General features: G+C 66.6%; 12 protein-coding genes. 4 read left to right on the top strand and 8 right to left on the bottom strand.

Going from position 1 to position 14376, the window contains the following annotated elements; translation table 11 throughout:
• Positions 1 to 32 precede the first annotated feature (32 nt).
• Entirely contained in the window at positions 33 to 1421 is a 1389-nt protein-coding gene (locus PCE31106_RS15055) for a four-carbon acid sugar kinase family protein (RefSeq protein ID WP_150563834.1), read from the top strand.
• Here the strand turns inward: PCE31106_RS15055 and PCE31106_RS15050 are convergent.
• Entirely contained in the window at positions 1411 to 2175 is a 765-nt protein-coding gene (locus tag PCE31106_RS15050) for an IclR family transcriptional regulator (protein WP_017235448.1), read from the bottom strand. The genes PCE31106_RS15055 and PCE31106_RS15050 overlap by 11 nt on opposite strands.
• Before the next feature lie 287 nt (positions 2176 to 2462).
• Between PCE31106_RS15050 and sauS the strand changes: the two genes are divergently transcribed.
• From sauS to PCE31106_RS15035, 3 genes are all read left to right on the top strand, one after another.
• Positions 2463 to 3926 carry an acylating sulfoacetaldehyde dehydrogenase gene (gene sauS, locus PCE31106_RS15045; protein ID WP_150563809.1) on the top strand — a complete coding sequence of 488 codons (1464 nt, stop codon included), beginning with the start codon at positions 2463 to 2465 and terminating at the stop codon, positions 3924 to 3926.
• Between the two features lie 8 nt (positions 3927 to 3934).
• A complete protein-coding gene (locus PCE31106_RS15040) occupies positions 3935 to 5542 on the top strand; it encodes an AMP-binding protein (RefSeq protein WP_437343821.1) in 1608 nt (535 codons plus the stop codon).
• A 128-nt stretch (positions 5543 to 5670) separates the two neighbouring features.
• The gene (locus tag PCE31106_RS15035; protein ID WP_150563808.1) at positions 5671 to 7047 is read left to right on the top strand and encodes an MFS transporter; all 1377 of its coding nucleotides are present in this window, start codon (positions 5671 to 5673) and stop codon (positions 7045 to 7047) included.
• 26 nt (positions 7048 to 7073) lie between these two features.
• On the opposite strand, the gene PCE31106_RS15030 is transcribed toward PCE31106_RS15035, so the two are convergent.
• From PCE31106_RS15030 to PCE31106_RS15000, 7 genes are all read right to left on the bottom strand, one after another.
• Positions 7074 to 7415: a helix-turn-helix domain-containing protein gene (locus PCE31106_RS15030; RefSeq protein WP_246176629.1), complete on the bottom strand. Its 342-nt coding sequence runs from the start codon at positions 7413 to 7415 to the stop codon at positions 7074 to 7076.
• Between the two features lie 92 nt (positions 7416 to 7507).
• On the bottom strand, positions 7508 to 8725 hold the full coding sequence (locus PCE31106_RS15025; protein WP_150563806.1) for an NAD(P)/FAD-dependent oxidoreductase: 1218 nt from the start codon (positions 8723 to 8725) through the stop codon (positions 7508 to 7510).
• Complete coding sequence (locus PCE31106_RS15020; RefSeq protein WP_150563805.1) at positions 8722 to 10161, bottom strand: FAD/NAD(P)-dependent oxidoreductase; 1440 nt, start codon at positions 10159 to 10161, stop codon at positions 8722 to 8724. Before PCE31106_RS15020 ends, PCE31106_RS15025 begins: the two co-directional genes overlap by 4 nt.
• Positions 10146 to 10520: a (2Fe-2S)-binding protein gene (locus PCE31106_RS15015; RefSeq protein ID WP_150563804.1), complete on the bottom strand. Its 375-nt coding sequence runs from the start codon at positions 10518 to 10520 to the stop codon at positions 10146 to 10148. Before PCE31106_RS15015 ends, PCE31106_RS15020 begins: the two co-directional genes overlap by 16 nt.
• On the bottom strand, positions 10517 to 12403 hold the full coding sequence (locus PCE31106_RS15010) for an ABC transporter ATP-binding protein (RefSeq protein ID WP_254441072.1): 1887 nt from the start codon (positions 12401 to 12403) through the stop codon (positions 10517 to 10519). Before PCE31106_RS15010 ends, PCE31106_RS15015 begins: the two co-directional genes overlap by 4 nt.
• Complete coding sequence (locus PCE31106_RS15005; protein WP_150563803.1) at positions 12400 to 13344, bottom strand: ABC transporter permease; 945 nt, start codon at positions 13342 to 13344, stop codon at positions 12400 to 12402. Before PCE31106_RS15005 ends, PCE31106_RS15010 begins: the two co-directional genes overlap by 4 nt.
• Positions 13341 to 14297 carry an ABC transporter permease gene (locus PCE31106_RS15000; protein WP_150563802.1) on the bottom strand — a complete coding sequence of 319 codons (957 nt, stop codon included), beginning with the start codon at positions 14295 to 14297 and terminating at the stop codon, positions 13341 to 13343. Before PCE31106_RS15000 ends, PCE31106_RS15005 begins: the two co-directional genes overlap by 4 nt.
• Positions 14298 to 14376: the final 79 nt, after the last annotated feature.

Here is a 14376-nt window from a genome sequence, read left to right as displayed (position 1 = left end):
GTGCTGCCATGCCTATCGAATCTCCGGCGGATATGACGCATCGCCCCCAACTGCTTTATTACGGCGATGACTTCACCGGTGCGACGGATACCCTGGCGAGCGCGGCACGCGCAGGCTTGCGCAGCATTCTGCTGTTCGCGCCCCCGGATGCGGCGCGTCTCGCGACGCTCGGGCCACTCGATTGCCTGGGAATCGCCGGCGTGTCGCGCTCGCTCGCGCCAGCCCGCATGCGTGAAGAGCTGGCGCCGATTGCGGCGCTGGCCCGGCACTTGCAACCCACGGTGCTGCATTACAAGACCTGCTCGACGTTCGATAGCGCGCCGGAGGTCGGAAGCATCGGCGAGGCCGTGCGTGTGTTGTCGTCGTCGATGCCGAGCCCATGGGTCGCGATCGTCGGGGGACAACCCAATCTTGGCCGCTACTGCCTCTTCGGCAATCTCTTCGCTGCGGCCGGCGTGGGCGGTGAAGTCGTGCGCATCGACCGGCATCCGACGATGAGCCGTCATCCGGTGACGCCGATGCATGAAGCCGATCTGCGGCGTCATCTGGCGCAGCAGGGTCTGAACGATATCGGCCTCGTGCCTTGGACATGCTACGACACTCCGCCGGGGGACGACGTTGGGGCGACCGCTTCGACGAATGCGGTGTCGGCGCGTGTCGACGCGTTGCGGGCCGAGGGGGTGGTCAACGTGCTCTGGGACGTGGCCCGGCAGGGCGACTTGCCGCAGATCGGCGCGCAGCTCTGGGGCGCGGCGCGGCGCTCACCGCTGCTGGCCGTAGGGCCGAGCAGCGTGACGCAGGCGCTGGCGAGCGCGATGTCGCGAAGCGGCGAGGCGGTGGATGACGATGTCCCGGCGGCGAAGGGTCCAGTGCTGGTGCTGGCGGGAAGCCTGTCGCCGGTGACGGCGGCCCAGGTGACGGCCGCTGTGTCGTTCGAGGTCGTGCGCCTCGACGCCGCACGACTGATCGAGCCGGATGGACGCTACTGCCGCGAGGCCGCCGCGCAACTGGCCACGCACCTTCGCGCCGGACGCCACACGCTCGCCTGCACCGTGCCGTTCACCGACGCGTCGACTGAATCATCGCCCCACCCGTCGACGCAGGATCGGGCGGTCCCTGCGCTGGCATTGGCGCAAGCGGGCGGGCGCCTGCTCAGGCAGGTGTTGGACGAGGTGCCCATCTCCCGCATGGCGATTGCCGGCGGCGACACGTCGAGTCACGGTGCGCGCGCGCTCGATGCCTGGGGGCTGGCTTACGCGGGCATGGTGTCGCCGGGGGCGCCCCTGTGCCGGCTTCGCAGCGATGCGCCAGCGCTCGACGGCATGGAGATATTGCTCAAAGGCGGGCAGATGGGCGGCGTCGACCTGTTCGAACGTCTGGTGCATGGCACATCGTCACGCACCGCGTCACTCAGTTCTTGAAGGTTTTCGCCGTCTCCTCGGCGGCGAATCTCAGCTCCGGCTCGAAGGCGAGGAGATCGTCGAGCGTCAGCCGCCCGATGGGCGCCTGTACCGCGATGGCCGCGCAGGCGCGATTGCGGTTGAGCATGACCGGCACCGCAATCGCAATCAAGCCCTGCAAGTGTTCCTGATTGTTGATGCCCATCTTGCGCCGGCGCGTGCGCTCGAGTTCAGTGCGAAATTCACCGCGGTCGGTCAACGTCTGCTCCGAGAATTTGCGCAGCGGCAGGGTTTCGATCAGCCGTTCGCGCCGTTCCTTCGGCAGAAAACTCAGTAACAGCTTGCCGCTGGCCGAGCAGTGCATCGGCACGTGCGAACCCGGTTGCAGGTGCATGCGCAGCGGCCATTCCGTCTCCACACGATCCACATAAATCACGTCGTTGCCCGAGAGCATCGTGAGGTTGCACGTCTCGCCGATACGCGTGACCAGTTGCTCGAGCAAGCCATGCCGCGCGGCGGCGGCGCCGGTCTGCATCAGCACGTTGATCGCCAGCGCACGAACGCGCGGCGAGCATTCGTAGCGGCGGTCGTTGGCGCTGCGCGTGATGAGCCAGGCGTCCTTGAGCTGGGTGAGGATGCGATGCACCGTCTGCTTCGGCAAATCCAGCGCGTTGACGAGATCCATCATCGAGAGCGGCCCGCCAGCCGTCGCCAGTGTCTCGAGCACGCGGAATGCCCGCACCGCGGCTGCGTTCGATTGATTCGATGCCGTCATGTTGTCTCCTGATGCCATGCCTCGCGCAGTCCTGGTCTGCCGATGCGACGGGTTCCGACTCGCCGCACCTGCGACGCCTTCATTCCGGCTGCGCTGTTTAACGTGATTTTGCATCGTTTTCATCACTTTTGCGGACCGCTTCGGTCCCGAATATCGAGACGACCGATACACCTGTCCAATGTGTCCGGTTTGTCCGGGAATTTGAGACCTGCGACGCAACCCGGTTGGCTAGATTGGAGTCGCGAAACCAAGCAACAACCGGCGCCTTGCGCATCAGGAGACATCACATGAATTCACGGGCCTTCGGAGCCATCGTTCCTCCCACCGGCACCCGCGCCGACGCGCTTGCGCAGCAGGACGTCGACGCCCAGGTCGCGGCACTCGTCGCCCGCGCGCACGCGGCGCAGCGCGACTTCGCGAGCGCGGGGCAACAAACGCTCGACATGGCAGCCAGTGCGGCGGCGTGGGCGATCATGGAGCCGTCGCGCAACCGCCAGCTGGCCGAACTCGCGGTGCGCGACACCGGACTCGGCAACGTCGACGACAAGTTCCAGAAAAACTTCCGCAAGACACTCGGCCTGCTGCGCGATCTGCACGGGCGCAAGACGCATGGCGTCATCGCGCGGGACACGGAGAAGGGCATCGTGGAAATTGCGCGTCCGGTGGGCGTCGTCGCGGCCATCACGCCATCCACCAACCCCGCGGCGACCCCGGCGAACAAAATCGTCAACGCGCTCAAGTGTGGCAATGCGGTGATCGTCGCGCCGTCGCCCAAGGGACATTCGGCGTGCGCGTTATTGCTCGAATTCATTCACGCCGAACTCGCCAAGGCCGGACTGTCGCCGGACCTCGTGCAGATGCTGCCTGCGCCGATTACGAAGACCGCCACGGCGGCGCTGATGCGTCAGGCGGACCTGATCGTCGCCACCGGCTCGCAGGCGAACGTGCGCATGGCCTATACGAGCGGCACGCCGGCGTTCGGCGTCGGCGCGGGTAACGTGGCGTCGATCGTGACGACCAGCGCCGATTTGACCGATGCGGCGGGCAAAATTGCGCGCTCCAAGACCTTCGATAACGCGACGAGCTGTTCGTCGGAGAACAGTGTGGTGATCGAAAGCCCGGTCTACGACGCCATGATCGACGCGCTGCGTGCCGCCGGCGGCGTGCTGCTGACCGCCAGCCAGAAGCGTGCACTTCAGGACGTCATGTGGGTGGAGGGCAAGCTGGCGGGCGGCTGCACGGCGAAAGCGGCGCAAACGATCGCGCAGTTGGCCGGGCTCGACGACGTGGCGGCACAGCAACCGGCGTTCCTGATGGTCGAGGAGTCGGGCGTGGGCGCCGATCATCCGTTCTCGGGCGAAAAACTCTCGCCGGTACTCACGGTCTACCGCGCCGGGAACTTCGCCGAGGCGGCATCGCTCGTCGAGCGGATCTACGCCTACATGGGCGCGGGCCATTCCGTCGGACTGCATGGGTCGGACCCGGCGCAGGCGGTGACGTTGGCCGAGACGTTGCCGGTCGCACGCGTGATCGTCAATCAGGCGCATTGCTTCGCCACGGGTGGAAATTTCGACAACGGCCTGCCGTTCTCGTTGTCAATGGGCTGCGGCACCTGGGGGAAGAACAATTTCACCGACAACCTCGGCTTTCGCCAGTACCTGAACGTGACACGCGTGGCGTTCCCCATCGCGGCGGCCGTGCCCGACGTCGACGATTTGCTGGGCGACTATTTCGGGAGCGTCGGACGATGAACGCGCCCATGAATCCGGCGTCGGTTGCCGACGTCACGGCCCACGAAACCCAGATGACGCCGCGCACGCTGCGCGAGCTCATCGACACCCAAGCGGAAGCGTTCGGCCCAAAGACCTACCTGCTGACGACCCCCGAGACGGGCGACGACGCGGCCACGCTCACCTTTACCGGCTTGCGCGACGATTGCCGCGAACTCGCCCGGCGATTTGCCGACGCAGGACTGCGCCAGGGGGACATTGTGTCCGTCTGCATGGGCAACGGCCTGCAGACGGCGCGTTTGATTCTCGCGGCGATGTACAGCGGGCTGATCGTCAACCCCATCAACCTGCTGTGCCAGCCTGCGCAGATGGAGTACATCGTAGAGCACTCGGACACACGGCTGATCTTCGTGTCCGAGGCGATGCTGCCCGCCATCGCGCAAGCGGTGGACGCGTTGCGCACGCAAGGCATGACGCGACCGGTGGCGCTTGTCTGCACTTCGCCCGAGGCGACAACGTTGCCCGAGATTCCCCCGCTGACGCAACTTGCCGCGCCAGTACCGGCGGAGATGCACGGCGTCGCGTTGCTCATGTACACGTCGGGCACGACAGGCGTGCCGAAAGGGGTGATGCTCACGCACGGGAACCTGCTGGCCAACGCGGGGTTCATCAGCGCGGAACATTGTCTGACGCCGGACGACCGTGTGCTCGCGTCGCTGCCGCTCTATCACATCAACGGACTCGTGGTCACACTGCTCGCGCCGCTGTTTCACGGCGGCTCGGTCGCGATGGCGCCGCGCTTTTCGGCGCGCACGTTCTGGCGCGACGTAACGGCCGCGCAATGCTCGTGGATCAACGTGGTGCCGACCATCGTGGCCTATCTGCTCGAGGGAGAGGTGCCGGAACGTACCGCGCTGGCGGCGCTGCGATTTTGCCGAAGTGCCTCGGCGGCGCTACCGGCGGATCACCATCGAGCCTTCGAGGCGCGCTTCGGTATCGGCATCATCGAGACGATGGGCATGACCGAGACGGCGGCCCCAGTGTTCAGCAATCCGCTCGACGCGACCCGGCGACGGGTGGGCAGCATCGGCTTGCCGTCGGGCGGCGAGGCGAAGGTGATCCGGCGCGATGGCGCACAGACGGCCCCCGGCGAGACCGGCGAACTGGTGTTGCGCGGCGCACAGGTCATGTGCGGTTACTACAAGCGCCCGGACGAGACTTCGGCCACCTTCACGGCCGATGGTTGGCTGCGTACCGGCGACCTTGGCTACTGCGACAGCGACGGGTATTTCTATATCACCGGACGTGCCAAGGAATTGATCATCAAGGGCGGCGAAAACATTGCACCGCGCGAGATCGACGAAGCCCTCATGCGCCATCCGGGTGTGCTGGAGGCGGCTGCGGTGGGGGTACCGGATCCCGCGTATGGACAGGACATCGTGGCGTTCGTCGTGGTCCGCGAGCGATGCAGTGACACCAACGGCCGCGACTGCGCGCCGCCCGATGCGGGGGCGCTTCGCGAACACTGCCTGCAAACGCTGGGGCGCTACAAGACGCCAAAGGAATTTCGTTTCGTGACGGATTTGCCCCGTGGCCCGTCGGGCAAGGTGCAACGCCTCAAGCTGCTGAAAAGCTAACGCCCGACAGCGCAAGGCAGAACGCTCAAGGCCCCCGGGGCCCAACGCCGGCGAGGGCAACCCGCTTCACTGTGCAGGACACGATCGCATGCGCAAGACGCGTGTGACGTAAATACATAGGAGACAACATGGACAAGCGCACCGGTCGCGTGAAGACGCGCCACATCATCCTGGCGGTCATGTGCCTGATGTATTTCATCTCGTACATCGATCGTGTCAACATCGCCGTCGCCGGCCCGTTCATCCGACAGGAGATGGGGCTGACGACGGTGCAACTCGGACTCGTGTTTTCCGCGTTCGCCTATCCGTATGCCGCGATGCAGATCTTTGGCGGGTGGCTCGCTGACCGTTTCGGGCCGAAGCTGGTGCTCACGGTGCTCTCGCTGATCTGGGGCGCCGCAACGCTGGCCACCGGGTTTGCCGGCAGCATCGCGACGCTGGTGGCGTTGCGCTTCGTGCTGGGCGTGGGCGAGGGCGGCGCGTTTCCGACGGCCACGCGCGCCTTCACGTACTGGATGCCGGTCAGCGAACGCGGTTTCGCGCAGGGCATCACGCACAGCTTCGCACGCCTGGGGGGCGCCATCACGCCGCCCGTGGTGCTGGCGATCGTCGTGGCGTTTGGCTGGCGCGAGGCGTTCATCGTGCTCGGGGTGGTGAGCCTCGCCTGGACGATGCTCTACATGAAGGTGTTTACCAACACGCCGGAGCAACATCGTCGCATCACGCCCGAGGAGACGGCCGAGATCGGCTACCGCGCGGGCGATTGCGAACGGGCGAAACGTGCGTCGACGCCGTGGCGCAAGCTCGTGCGTCGCATGTGGCTGGTGACGTTCGTGGACTTCTGCTATGGCTGGCTGCTGTGGGTGTACCTCACGTGGATGCCTTCCTATCTGCGTGAATCGCAGGGCTTCGATCTCAAGCAACTCGCGTTGTTCACGTCGCTGCCGTTGCTCGCCGGGGTCATTGGCGACACGCTCGGTGGCGTGGTCTCGGACAAGCTGTACAAGATGACCGGCCGGCTGCGCCTCGCGCGGGTATCGGTGATGGTGGTCGGCATGGGCGGTTCGCTGGCGTTCCTGTTGCCGATGACGAGGGTGTCCGATCCGATGGTGGCGGTGCTGCTGCTCTCGGCATCGTTCTTCTTCCTCGAAATCACCAACCCGGTGCTCTGGACGCTGCCGCTCGACATTGCGGGCAAATATGCGGGCACGGCGGGCGGAATGATGAACACCGGCTTCGGCCTTGCCGGCATGATTTCGCCGGTGGCGTTCGGGTATCTCATCGAGACGACCGGCAGCTACAACGTGCCGTTCGCGATCTCGGCCGCGTTGCTCGGGGTGGGCGTGATTGCGGCACTGTTCATCGACACGAGCAAGACCGTCGAGAAGGATGAGGAAGCGGCGGAGCGCGAAGCGAGCGCTGGAGCGGCCGACGCCGCGCCGGCCTGGGTCGGGGTCGGACCGCAGCGACATCCGCTGCGCCGGCCGTTGCGGTGGCGCCGGTGACGGGGGCGGCGGCGCCGCCGCCGGCTTCACCCTAAAGGCAGGGACGTGTCCGCCCACCTCACGCGTGGGCGGTGCCGTTCGTGAGTTCGATGCCGCTGAACGAACTCACTCGGGGTCTCGCCACACAGGCGCTTGAAGTGGCGTGCCAGATGACTCTGGTCGAAGAACCCGACATCGGTGGCCACGTGCGAGCCCGGCACCCCCGCGAGCAGGAGTCGCTGCGCAGCGGCAACGCGCACGCTGCATAGATAGCGATGGGGGGCCTCGCCGAATCGCTGTCGAAACGCCGTGGCGAAACGCGACACCGACAGCGCACACATCTCGGCCAACTGCGGTACGGAGAGCGCTTCGTTGAAATGAGATTCCATGAAGGCGCGTGCGTCGTCGAGCGTGCCGGTCGGCGCGGGTTTGCGATACGCCACAGCCCTTGGGGCCGACGAGCACGAAGGTGAGGTCGCGTTCATGACGAGGTTACCGTGGGGGAGGGCGGGCCGCCTTGCGCCATGATCGGCGCCGATGCCGGCGAACTTGGCCCGGGAGCGTCGAAGCGCTGGATCCGGAACGGTTGCAGATCAATCTCCGAGCGGCCGGTGGCAATCAGTTCCGCCAGCGTCTCGCCCACGCCTGGGCCGATCTGAAAGCCGGAGCCGCTGAACCCAAACGCGTAATAGAGTCCGTCGGTCGTGCCGCTTTTGCCGATGACGGGCTCGCCGTCGGGCAGATAGCTCTCGACGCCGCTCCAGACGCGAATGATGTGCAGCGGCGCGACGCCCGGCACCAGCCGCCTGAACTGCCGCAACTGACCGAGCGTGTTCTCGGGCAATACGGCAGCGCGCGACGTTGCCGCGTCGGCCGGACCCGGCGGGCCCCCGCCCAGAATGAGATTGCCGCGGGGGATCTGCCGGAAATAGATGCTCTCTTCCTTGATCGATGTGTAGACGCCCATCGACGAGCGAAACACGTAGGGCACCGGTTCGGTGACGGCCATTTGCGGACCGCGCACGGTCAGCGGCGCGGATTCGCCGAACTGCGATGCCAACGCATTCGTCCATGCGCCTGCGCAAATGGCGAGGCGTTCGGCCACAAAGGACTCGCCGGCGACGGTCTCGACGCGAAACCCCGTCGCGGTTCGCTCGACCCGGCGTACGGACGCATTTTCCCGAATGTCGGCCCCTAGTGCGCGCGCCGCGCGCGCGAAAGCGGGCGCGGCCAGGCGTGGGTTGGCGTGCCCGTCGAGCGGCGAGATCGAGGCGGCGAGCACGTCCGGTCCGAGAAACGGAAAGCGGCGGCGCATCGCTGCACCGTGCAGCACCTCGAGGTCGAGCCCATAGTCGCGCGCCTGCCGGGCATAGTCGTCGAAATACTCGGCATCGTGCGCGTGGTAGGCCACGCGCGTGTGCCCGGAGGGCAGAAACTCGACGTCGCTGCCGAGCAGTTCGCGGGAAGCTCGCCATATCCGCAACGCGCGATTGGACATGGCCAACTGTGGCAGCGCCCGACCTTGCCTGCGTACGCCGCCGAAGTTGGTGCCGCTGGCTTGCTGCCCGGTCATGTTGCGCTCAATAAGCACCACGGATAACCCGTGCCGGCGCAGGAAGTAGGCGGTACTGCAGCCCATGATGCCGCCACCGATTACGATGACGTCGGCATGTGCCGTGTGCGAAGCATGCGTGCTCATGAAAGCTCCATGCTGCGGGGCGCTGCGCTCGCCGCGTTGTCTTGTGTTGCGACGGTGACGTCTGCGTACGGCGCGGGGTCGAGCGCGACCGCGAGCGGCTTGACCGGTGCCTGACCGCGCAGCCGGCCGACGTCGGCCAATGGCACTGCCAGCGCGGCGGCCATCACCTCTGCCCCCGCGTGCGCGCAAAAACGGCCCTGGCATCGCCCCATGCCGACACGCGAGAACGCCTTCGCCCGATTGGCCTCCACGGCGCCGTCCTGCGTGCAAACGCGGCGCAATTCTCCGGCCGTGATGCCCTCGCAGCGGCAGACCACCGTCGTGTCGGGCAATTGCCGCGCATGGTGGGCTGGCCAGGGAAATGCCGCACGCAGCCCGGCCGCAAAGCGAGAGAAGCGAGCTAGTTCGGCACGCAGTCGCGCGGCGTCGTCGTGTTTCGGTTCGACGCCTGCGTCGCGCAACGCGGCCAGCGCGGCAAGCCGCCCTGCGTGCTCGGCGGCATCGGCGCCGCGTACGCGGGCGCCATCTCCCGCAAGGTAGACGCCCGGGACACTGCTGCGCCCGTCTTCGTCAATCTCGGGAAGCCACTGCCCCGCGGCGTCGTCGAAGGCAAATGCGCAACCGGCGAGATCGGCGATCTGCGTTTCGGGGCGCAGGTGAAAGCCCATCGCGACGGCGTTGGCCGGCACGTCGAGCGCCGTGCCGTCGGCCAATCGCACGTGTACGCCGCGCACGCCCAGCTCCTCATCGCCGTCGATGCGTACCGGCGTGACGCCACGATGTATCGGTACGCCTGCCGCGCGCAGCGTGCGCAGCAGGGCCGCGCCCTTGAGCAGAACGGCCGGTTTGACCAGCAATTGCGGCAATGCGCGCAGGCGCGCACGCGCGGGAGCGGTATCCAGCACGGCGGCGGGCGTCACGCCGGCCTTTACGTACTGGGCGGCGAGCAGATACAGCAGCGGTCCGGTGCCAAGCATGACCGTTCGCTCGCCGACGGCGCAACCCTGCGACTTGAGGGCGACCTGGGCACCGCCGAGACTGTAGGTGCCGGCATACTGCCAACCCGGAACCGGCATGAGCCGGTCGGTGGCGCCGGTGCATACGATCAGCGCGTCGAAGGGGGCATGGCTCGCGCCTTGCGCATTGGCCAGATGGACGACGCCTTCTCGGATATTCCATACCAGCGTTTCCGGCCGATAGTCGATGTGGGGACGCAGCGCGTCGAAGCGATGGTGCAGGCGCTGGGCGCGTGCGGCTTCCGTACCGTAAAGGGCAGCGTAGGTGCGGCGAAAGCCCTCCGGCTGACGGCGATAGATCTGGCCGCCGTCGCGGCGTCCTTCGTCGATCACGAGCGGCCGCACACCCGCCTCGACCAGCGCTTCGGCCGCACGGACCCCGGCCGGGCCGGCGCCGATGACGATCACGCGAGCGGCCATAGTGCCTCCTCGCCGCCGGTCGTCGCGCGCATGGGAGCGGTGTCGTCGTCCCCGCGAACGAGCCGTGTGACGATGTCCATGCCGGCCTTTACGGGCGTGGTGCAGGCGCGTAACCGTTGCCCGGTACGGGTCCAGACCCAGCAGTCCTGGCATGCGCCCATGACGCAGAAGCCGGCGCGGCGCTCGGGGCCGAATTCGGCATCCCGAAGGCCGCCCTGCGTCGTCAGAATGGCGACCATGACGGTATCGCCTTCGTAGGCTTGCACGGGACGGGCATCGACGCGCAAGGACACCGTCGCGCGCCCGGTCTCGGCAACGCGCACGAAGCGTGCTTGCGAGGGATCTCGCGAGGGGCTCATGCGCTCAGCTCCGGTTCGCGTGGCATGCGATGCGCAACCTGCAGCGCATCGAGGTCGCCGCTCGCATGGTGGCAAAGAATGGCGGCACCGTTATCGAGCCATTTGAGCGACGGGGGCGTTACGTTGCACTTGCCGTCGATACGCACCGGGCAGCGATCGCGAAACGCGCACAATTCCGCCACGTCGGCGCTGGCTGCCAAGGGCGGGAGGGGCTTCGTGACGCACGCGCGACGCTCGTCGAGCCAGCCCTGACGCAAGTCCGGTACCGACTCGACGAGCATCCGGGTATACGGATGCCAGGGAGGCGAGCTCAGGACTTCGCGCGCCCCCGATTCCACTCGCTGGCCCGCATACAACACCATCACTTCGTCGCAGATCGCCCGCACCGTCGAAATATCGTGGCTGATGAAGAGATAGGACAGCCCCAGTTCCCGGCGAAGTTCCGCGAGCAGATCGATGATCGCGGCGCCCACGACCGTGTCGAGCGCCGAGGTGACTTCGTCGCAAAGGATCAGCGACGGCTCGGCCGCCAGCGCGCGCGCCAGATTCACGCGCTGCTTCTGCCCGCCGGACAAGCCGCCCGGTGTGCGATCGAGCAGCGTGGCCGGCAGCCGGACCCGGTCGAGCAACGCCAACGTTCGCTGCTTCGCGGCGTTGCCGCGCAGGCCGTGGTACAGCTTGAGCGGACGCGCCAGAATGTCGGCGATGGTGTGACTCGGATTCAGCGCAGTGTCGGCGTTCTGGAAGACGATCTGGATGCGACGATAGTGCTCGGCGTTGCGCTCGCTCAACGAATCGGGCAGCGGCTGGCCGTCGAACCATACTTCGCCGCGCGCGCGGGGTACCAGGCCCGCGACCACGCGGGCCAACGTCGTTTTTCCGGAACCCGATTCGCCGATCACGCCCAGCGCGCTGCCTTTGGCGATGCGAAGACTGACATCGTCGAGCACGCGCGTCGCCGGCAGGCCATGCCGGTCGCGACTGCCGTATCCCGCGTGCAGCCCGCGAATTTCGAGCAGCGGCGGGGCGGGCGTGTCGCTGCGTGCCGCGCTTGCGACCGACAGATCGTCGTGGCGGCGTGCGGCGAGCAACTCGCGGGTGTAGGCATCGTCGGGGCTGCGCAGTATTTTCGCGGTCGCACCGATCTCGCGGACCGTGCCGCCGTTGAGCACGACGATCTGATCGGCCATCTGCGCCACGACGGCGAGATCGTGCGAGACATACACCGCCGTGGTGCCCAACTCGCGAATCACCTTCTTGAACGCGGCGAGGACTTCGATCTGGGTCGTGACGTCGAGCGCGGTGGTCGGCTCATCGAACACCACCACGGCCGGATCGGTGATCAGCGCCATGGCGGCCATCAATCGTTGCAACTGCCCACCCGAGACCTGGTGCGGATACCGCTCGCCAATGGTCTGCGGTGACGGCAACGCCAGCGCCCTGAACAACTCGACGGCCTTCACGCGCGCTTGCGCCGCCGTGGCGGTTTTATGAAGCAGGGCGGGTTCGATCACCTGATCCATGATCGTGCGTGCCGGGTTGAAGCCCGCCGAGGCGCTTTGCGCCACGTAGGCGACCGTGCGAGCACGAAGCGCACGCCGACCCCGGTCGTCGAGCGAGAGTACGTCGACGTCGCCGATCCGGATCTGCCCCCCCGCGATGTCGCAGCCGTTGCGGGCATACCCTAACAAGGACAGCGCGATGGTCGTTTTGCCGGAACCGGATTCACCGATGAGTGCGAGGACTTCGCCTCGCCGCACCGAAAAATCTACGCCGCGTACGATCTCCGTGGTGACCCCTCGGCTGCGGGCCACGACGCGCAGACCGCGAACGTCGATCATCACGGGTGGGCACGAGGTGCCTGCTGGGGGCTGCATCGTCATTTCGGTGCTCCGGTGCCGAACGCACCGCGCCGGCGAAGATTGTCGATCAGCAGGTTCACCCCGATGGTCAGCGAGGCGATCGCCAGGGCCGGCATGAGCACGGCGGGAGAGCCTTCGGCCAGGCCGCCGATGTTTTCGCGGACCAGCGAGCCCCAATCGGCGTTTGGCGGTTGCACGCCGAGGCCGAGAAACGACAGGCCGGAGAGCAGCAGCACGATGAACACGAAGCGCAGCCCGAAGTCGGCCAGCATCGGATGAATCATGTTCGGCAGTACTTCCACGCGGGCGATGTAGAGCAGCTTTTCACCGCGAGCGCGGGCGACCTGCACGTATTCGAGCGTCATGAGATTTACCGCCAGCGAACGCGAGATACGAAATGCGCCCGGAATATAGGCAAACGCGGTGACCAGAATCAGGAGCGTGTTGCCGGAGCCGAACGCCGCGATGACGACGAGCGCCAGCACTTTGCTCGGGATGGACACCAGCGCATCGAACACGCGCGAGAGCACCTCGTCCACCCAGCGCGGCGCGACCGCCGCACACAGGCCGAAGCAGGTGCCCGCCGTGCTGGCGAGCACGGCGGCCGCCAGGGCGATGCCGACGGTAAAGCGCGTGCCGATAAGAATTCGGCTGAGTATGTCGCGCCCGAGGTAGTCGGTACCGAGCGGATACGCTGCGCTGTAGCTCGCGAAGACATCGGCCGACGTGAAGGCGCCGCCCGGATGCGGCGCGATCAGCGGGCCGATGCAGGCGATGACCAGCCAGAACAGCACCAGCGCCGCACCAATCATGCCAAGCCAGGAGACGCGTTCGCGCAGACCGGCGAAGCGGCTCGATCGAGAGGCCGCAGGCGAGGTGACGGTGTCGGGCGCCGCAGGGGCGGGCAGGGCGGGCGGCAGGGTTTCCGCGGGGCTGACAGGTGGGCGAGAAATCGGATTCATCGTTGACGCAGCCTCGGATTGGAGACGACCGCACACAGATCGGCGATCAACACGAGCAAGAGATAGGCCGCGCAGAACACCATGACGCAGCCTTGTACGAGCGGCAGATCGCGGTTGGTGACGGCGTCGACCAGCAAACTGGCGAGGCCCGGGTAATTGAAGATCGTCTCGACGATCACCACGCCGCCGAACAGATACGACAGGCTCAGGGCGACCACGTTGGCGATTGGGCCGATGGCGTTCGGAAGCACGTGTCGCCAGACGACGCGCATGGGCGACGCCCCCTTGAGGATGGCCATCTCCACGTATGACGAACTCAACTGATCGATCACCGCGGCGCGTGTCATTCGCGCCATCTGGGCCACGATCACGCAGCACAGGGTCATGACCGGCATGGCGTAGATCCGAACCAGATCGTCGAACGAATTGACGGACGACAAATACGACAGTGCCGGCAGCCAGCGCAGCTTGACGGCGAAGATCAGCACGGCGATGGTGGCGACCAGAAATTCCGGCACGGCCACCGCCGAGAGCGTCAGGATATTGAGGACCCGATCGAGCAGCGAGCCGCGCCACATGGCGGCGGCGATGCCGATGGCCAGCGCCAGCGGCACCGAGACGAGCGTGGTCAGGGCAGCGAGAACGAGCGAGTTGGGCAGACGGCTGGCGATGAGTTGCGCGACCGGCAGATTGTTCGACATCGATTCGCCGAAGTTGCCCGCGCTCATGTGAACGAGCCACTGGAAGTAGCGGGTCACCGCAGGCTGATCGAGGCCGAGCTGGTGACGCAGCGCGGTGACGGCTTCGGGGGTCGCGGCCTGACCGAGCGCCATCTGGGCGGCATCGCCCGGCAGCAGGGCCGTGATCGTGAATACGATTGCGGACACCAGCACCAGTGTCAGCAAGGCCAGGCCGAAGCGCGCCGCGATAAGTCGTTGCACCTGGGATTTCATCGGAAACCTCTCCCGTTATACGACGCCGTTCGTGGGGAAACGACGGTGTCAGACTGATGCGCGCCGTGCCTGGCGGCGC

This window comes from Pandoraea cepalis, assembly GCF_902459665.1.
Lineage (GTDB): Bacteria > Pseudomonadota > Gammaproteobacteria > Burkholderiales > Burkholderiaceae > Pandoraea > Pandoraea cepalis.
This window is presented reverse-complemented; position numbering and strand designations above follow the sequence as displayed.

Excerpts from the sequence above, each read along its gene's own strand:
- PCE31106_RS15055 (WP_150563834.1), top strand. The coding sequence starts at position 33 with ATGACGCATCGCCCCCAACTGCTTTATTACGGCGATGACTTCACCGGT.
- PCE31106_RS15050 (WP_017235448.1), bottom strand. The coding sequence starts at position 2,175 with ATGACGGCATCGAATCAATCGAACGCAGCCGCGGTGCGGGCATTCCGC.
- sauS (WP_150563809.1), top strand. The coding sequence starts at position 2,463 with ATGAATTCACGGGCCTTCGGAGCCATCGTTCCTCCCACCGGCACCCGC.
- PCE31106_RS15040 (WP_437343821.1), top strand. The coding sequence starts at position 3,935 with ATGAATCCGGCGTCGGTTGCCGACGTCACGGCCCACGAAACCCAGATG.
- PCE31106_RS15035 (WP_150563808.1), top strand. The coding sequence starts at position 5,671 with ATGGACAAGCGCACCGGTCGCGTGAAGACGCGCCACATCATCCTGGCG.
- PCE31106_RS15030 (WP_246176629.1), bottom strand. The coding sequence starts at position 7,415 with ATGGAATCTCATTTCAACGAAGCGCTCTCCGTACCGCAGTTGGCCGAG.
- PCE31106_RS15025 (WP_150563806.1), bottom strand. The coding sequence starts at position 8,725 with ATGAGCACGCATGCTTCGCACACGGCACATGCCGACGTCATCGTAATC.
- PCE31106_RS15020 (WP_150563805.1), bottom strand. The coding sequence starts at position 10,161 with ATGGCCGCTCGCGTGATCGTCATCGGCGCCGGCCCGGCCGGGGTCCGT.
- PCE31106_RS15015 (WP_150563804.1), bottom strand. The coding sequence starts at position 10,520 with ATGAGCCCCTCGCGAGATCCCTCGCAAGCACGCTTCGTGCGCGTTGCC.
- PCE31106_RS15010 (WP_254441072.1), bottom strand. The coding sequence starts at position 12,403 with ATGACGATGCAGCCCCCAGCAGGCACCTCGTGCCCACCCGTGATGATC.
- PCE31106_RS15005 (WP_150563803.1), bottom strand. The coding sequence starts at position 13,344 with ATGAATCCGATTTCTCGCCCACCTGTCAGCCCCGCGGAAACCCTGCCG.
- PCE31106_RS15000 (WP_150563802.1), bottom strand. The coding sequence starts at position 14,297 with ATGAAATCCCAGGTGCAACGACTTATCGCGGCGCGCTTCGGCCTGGCC.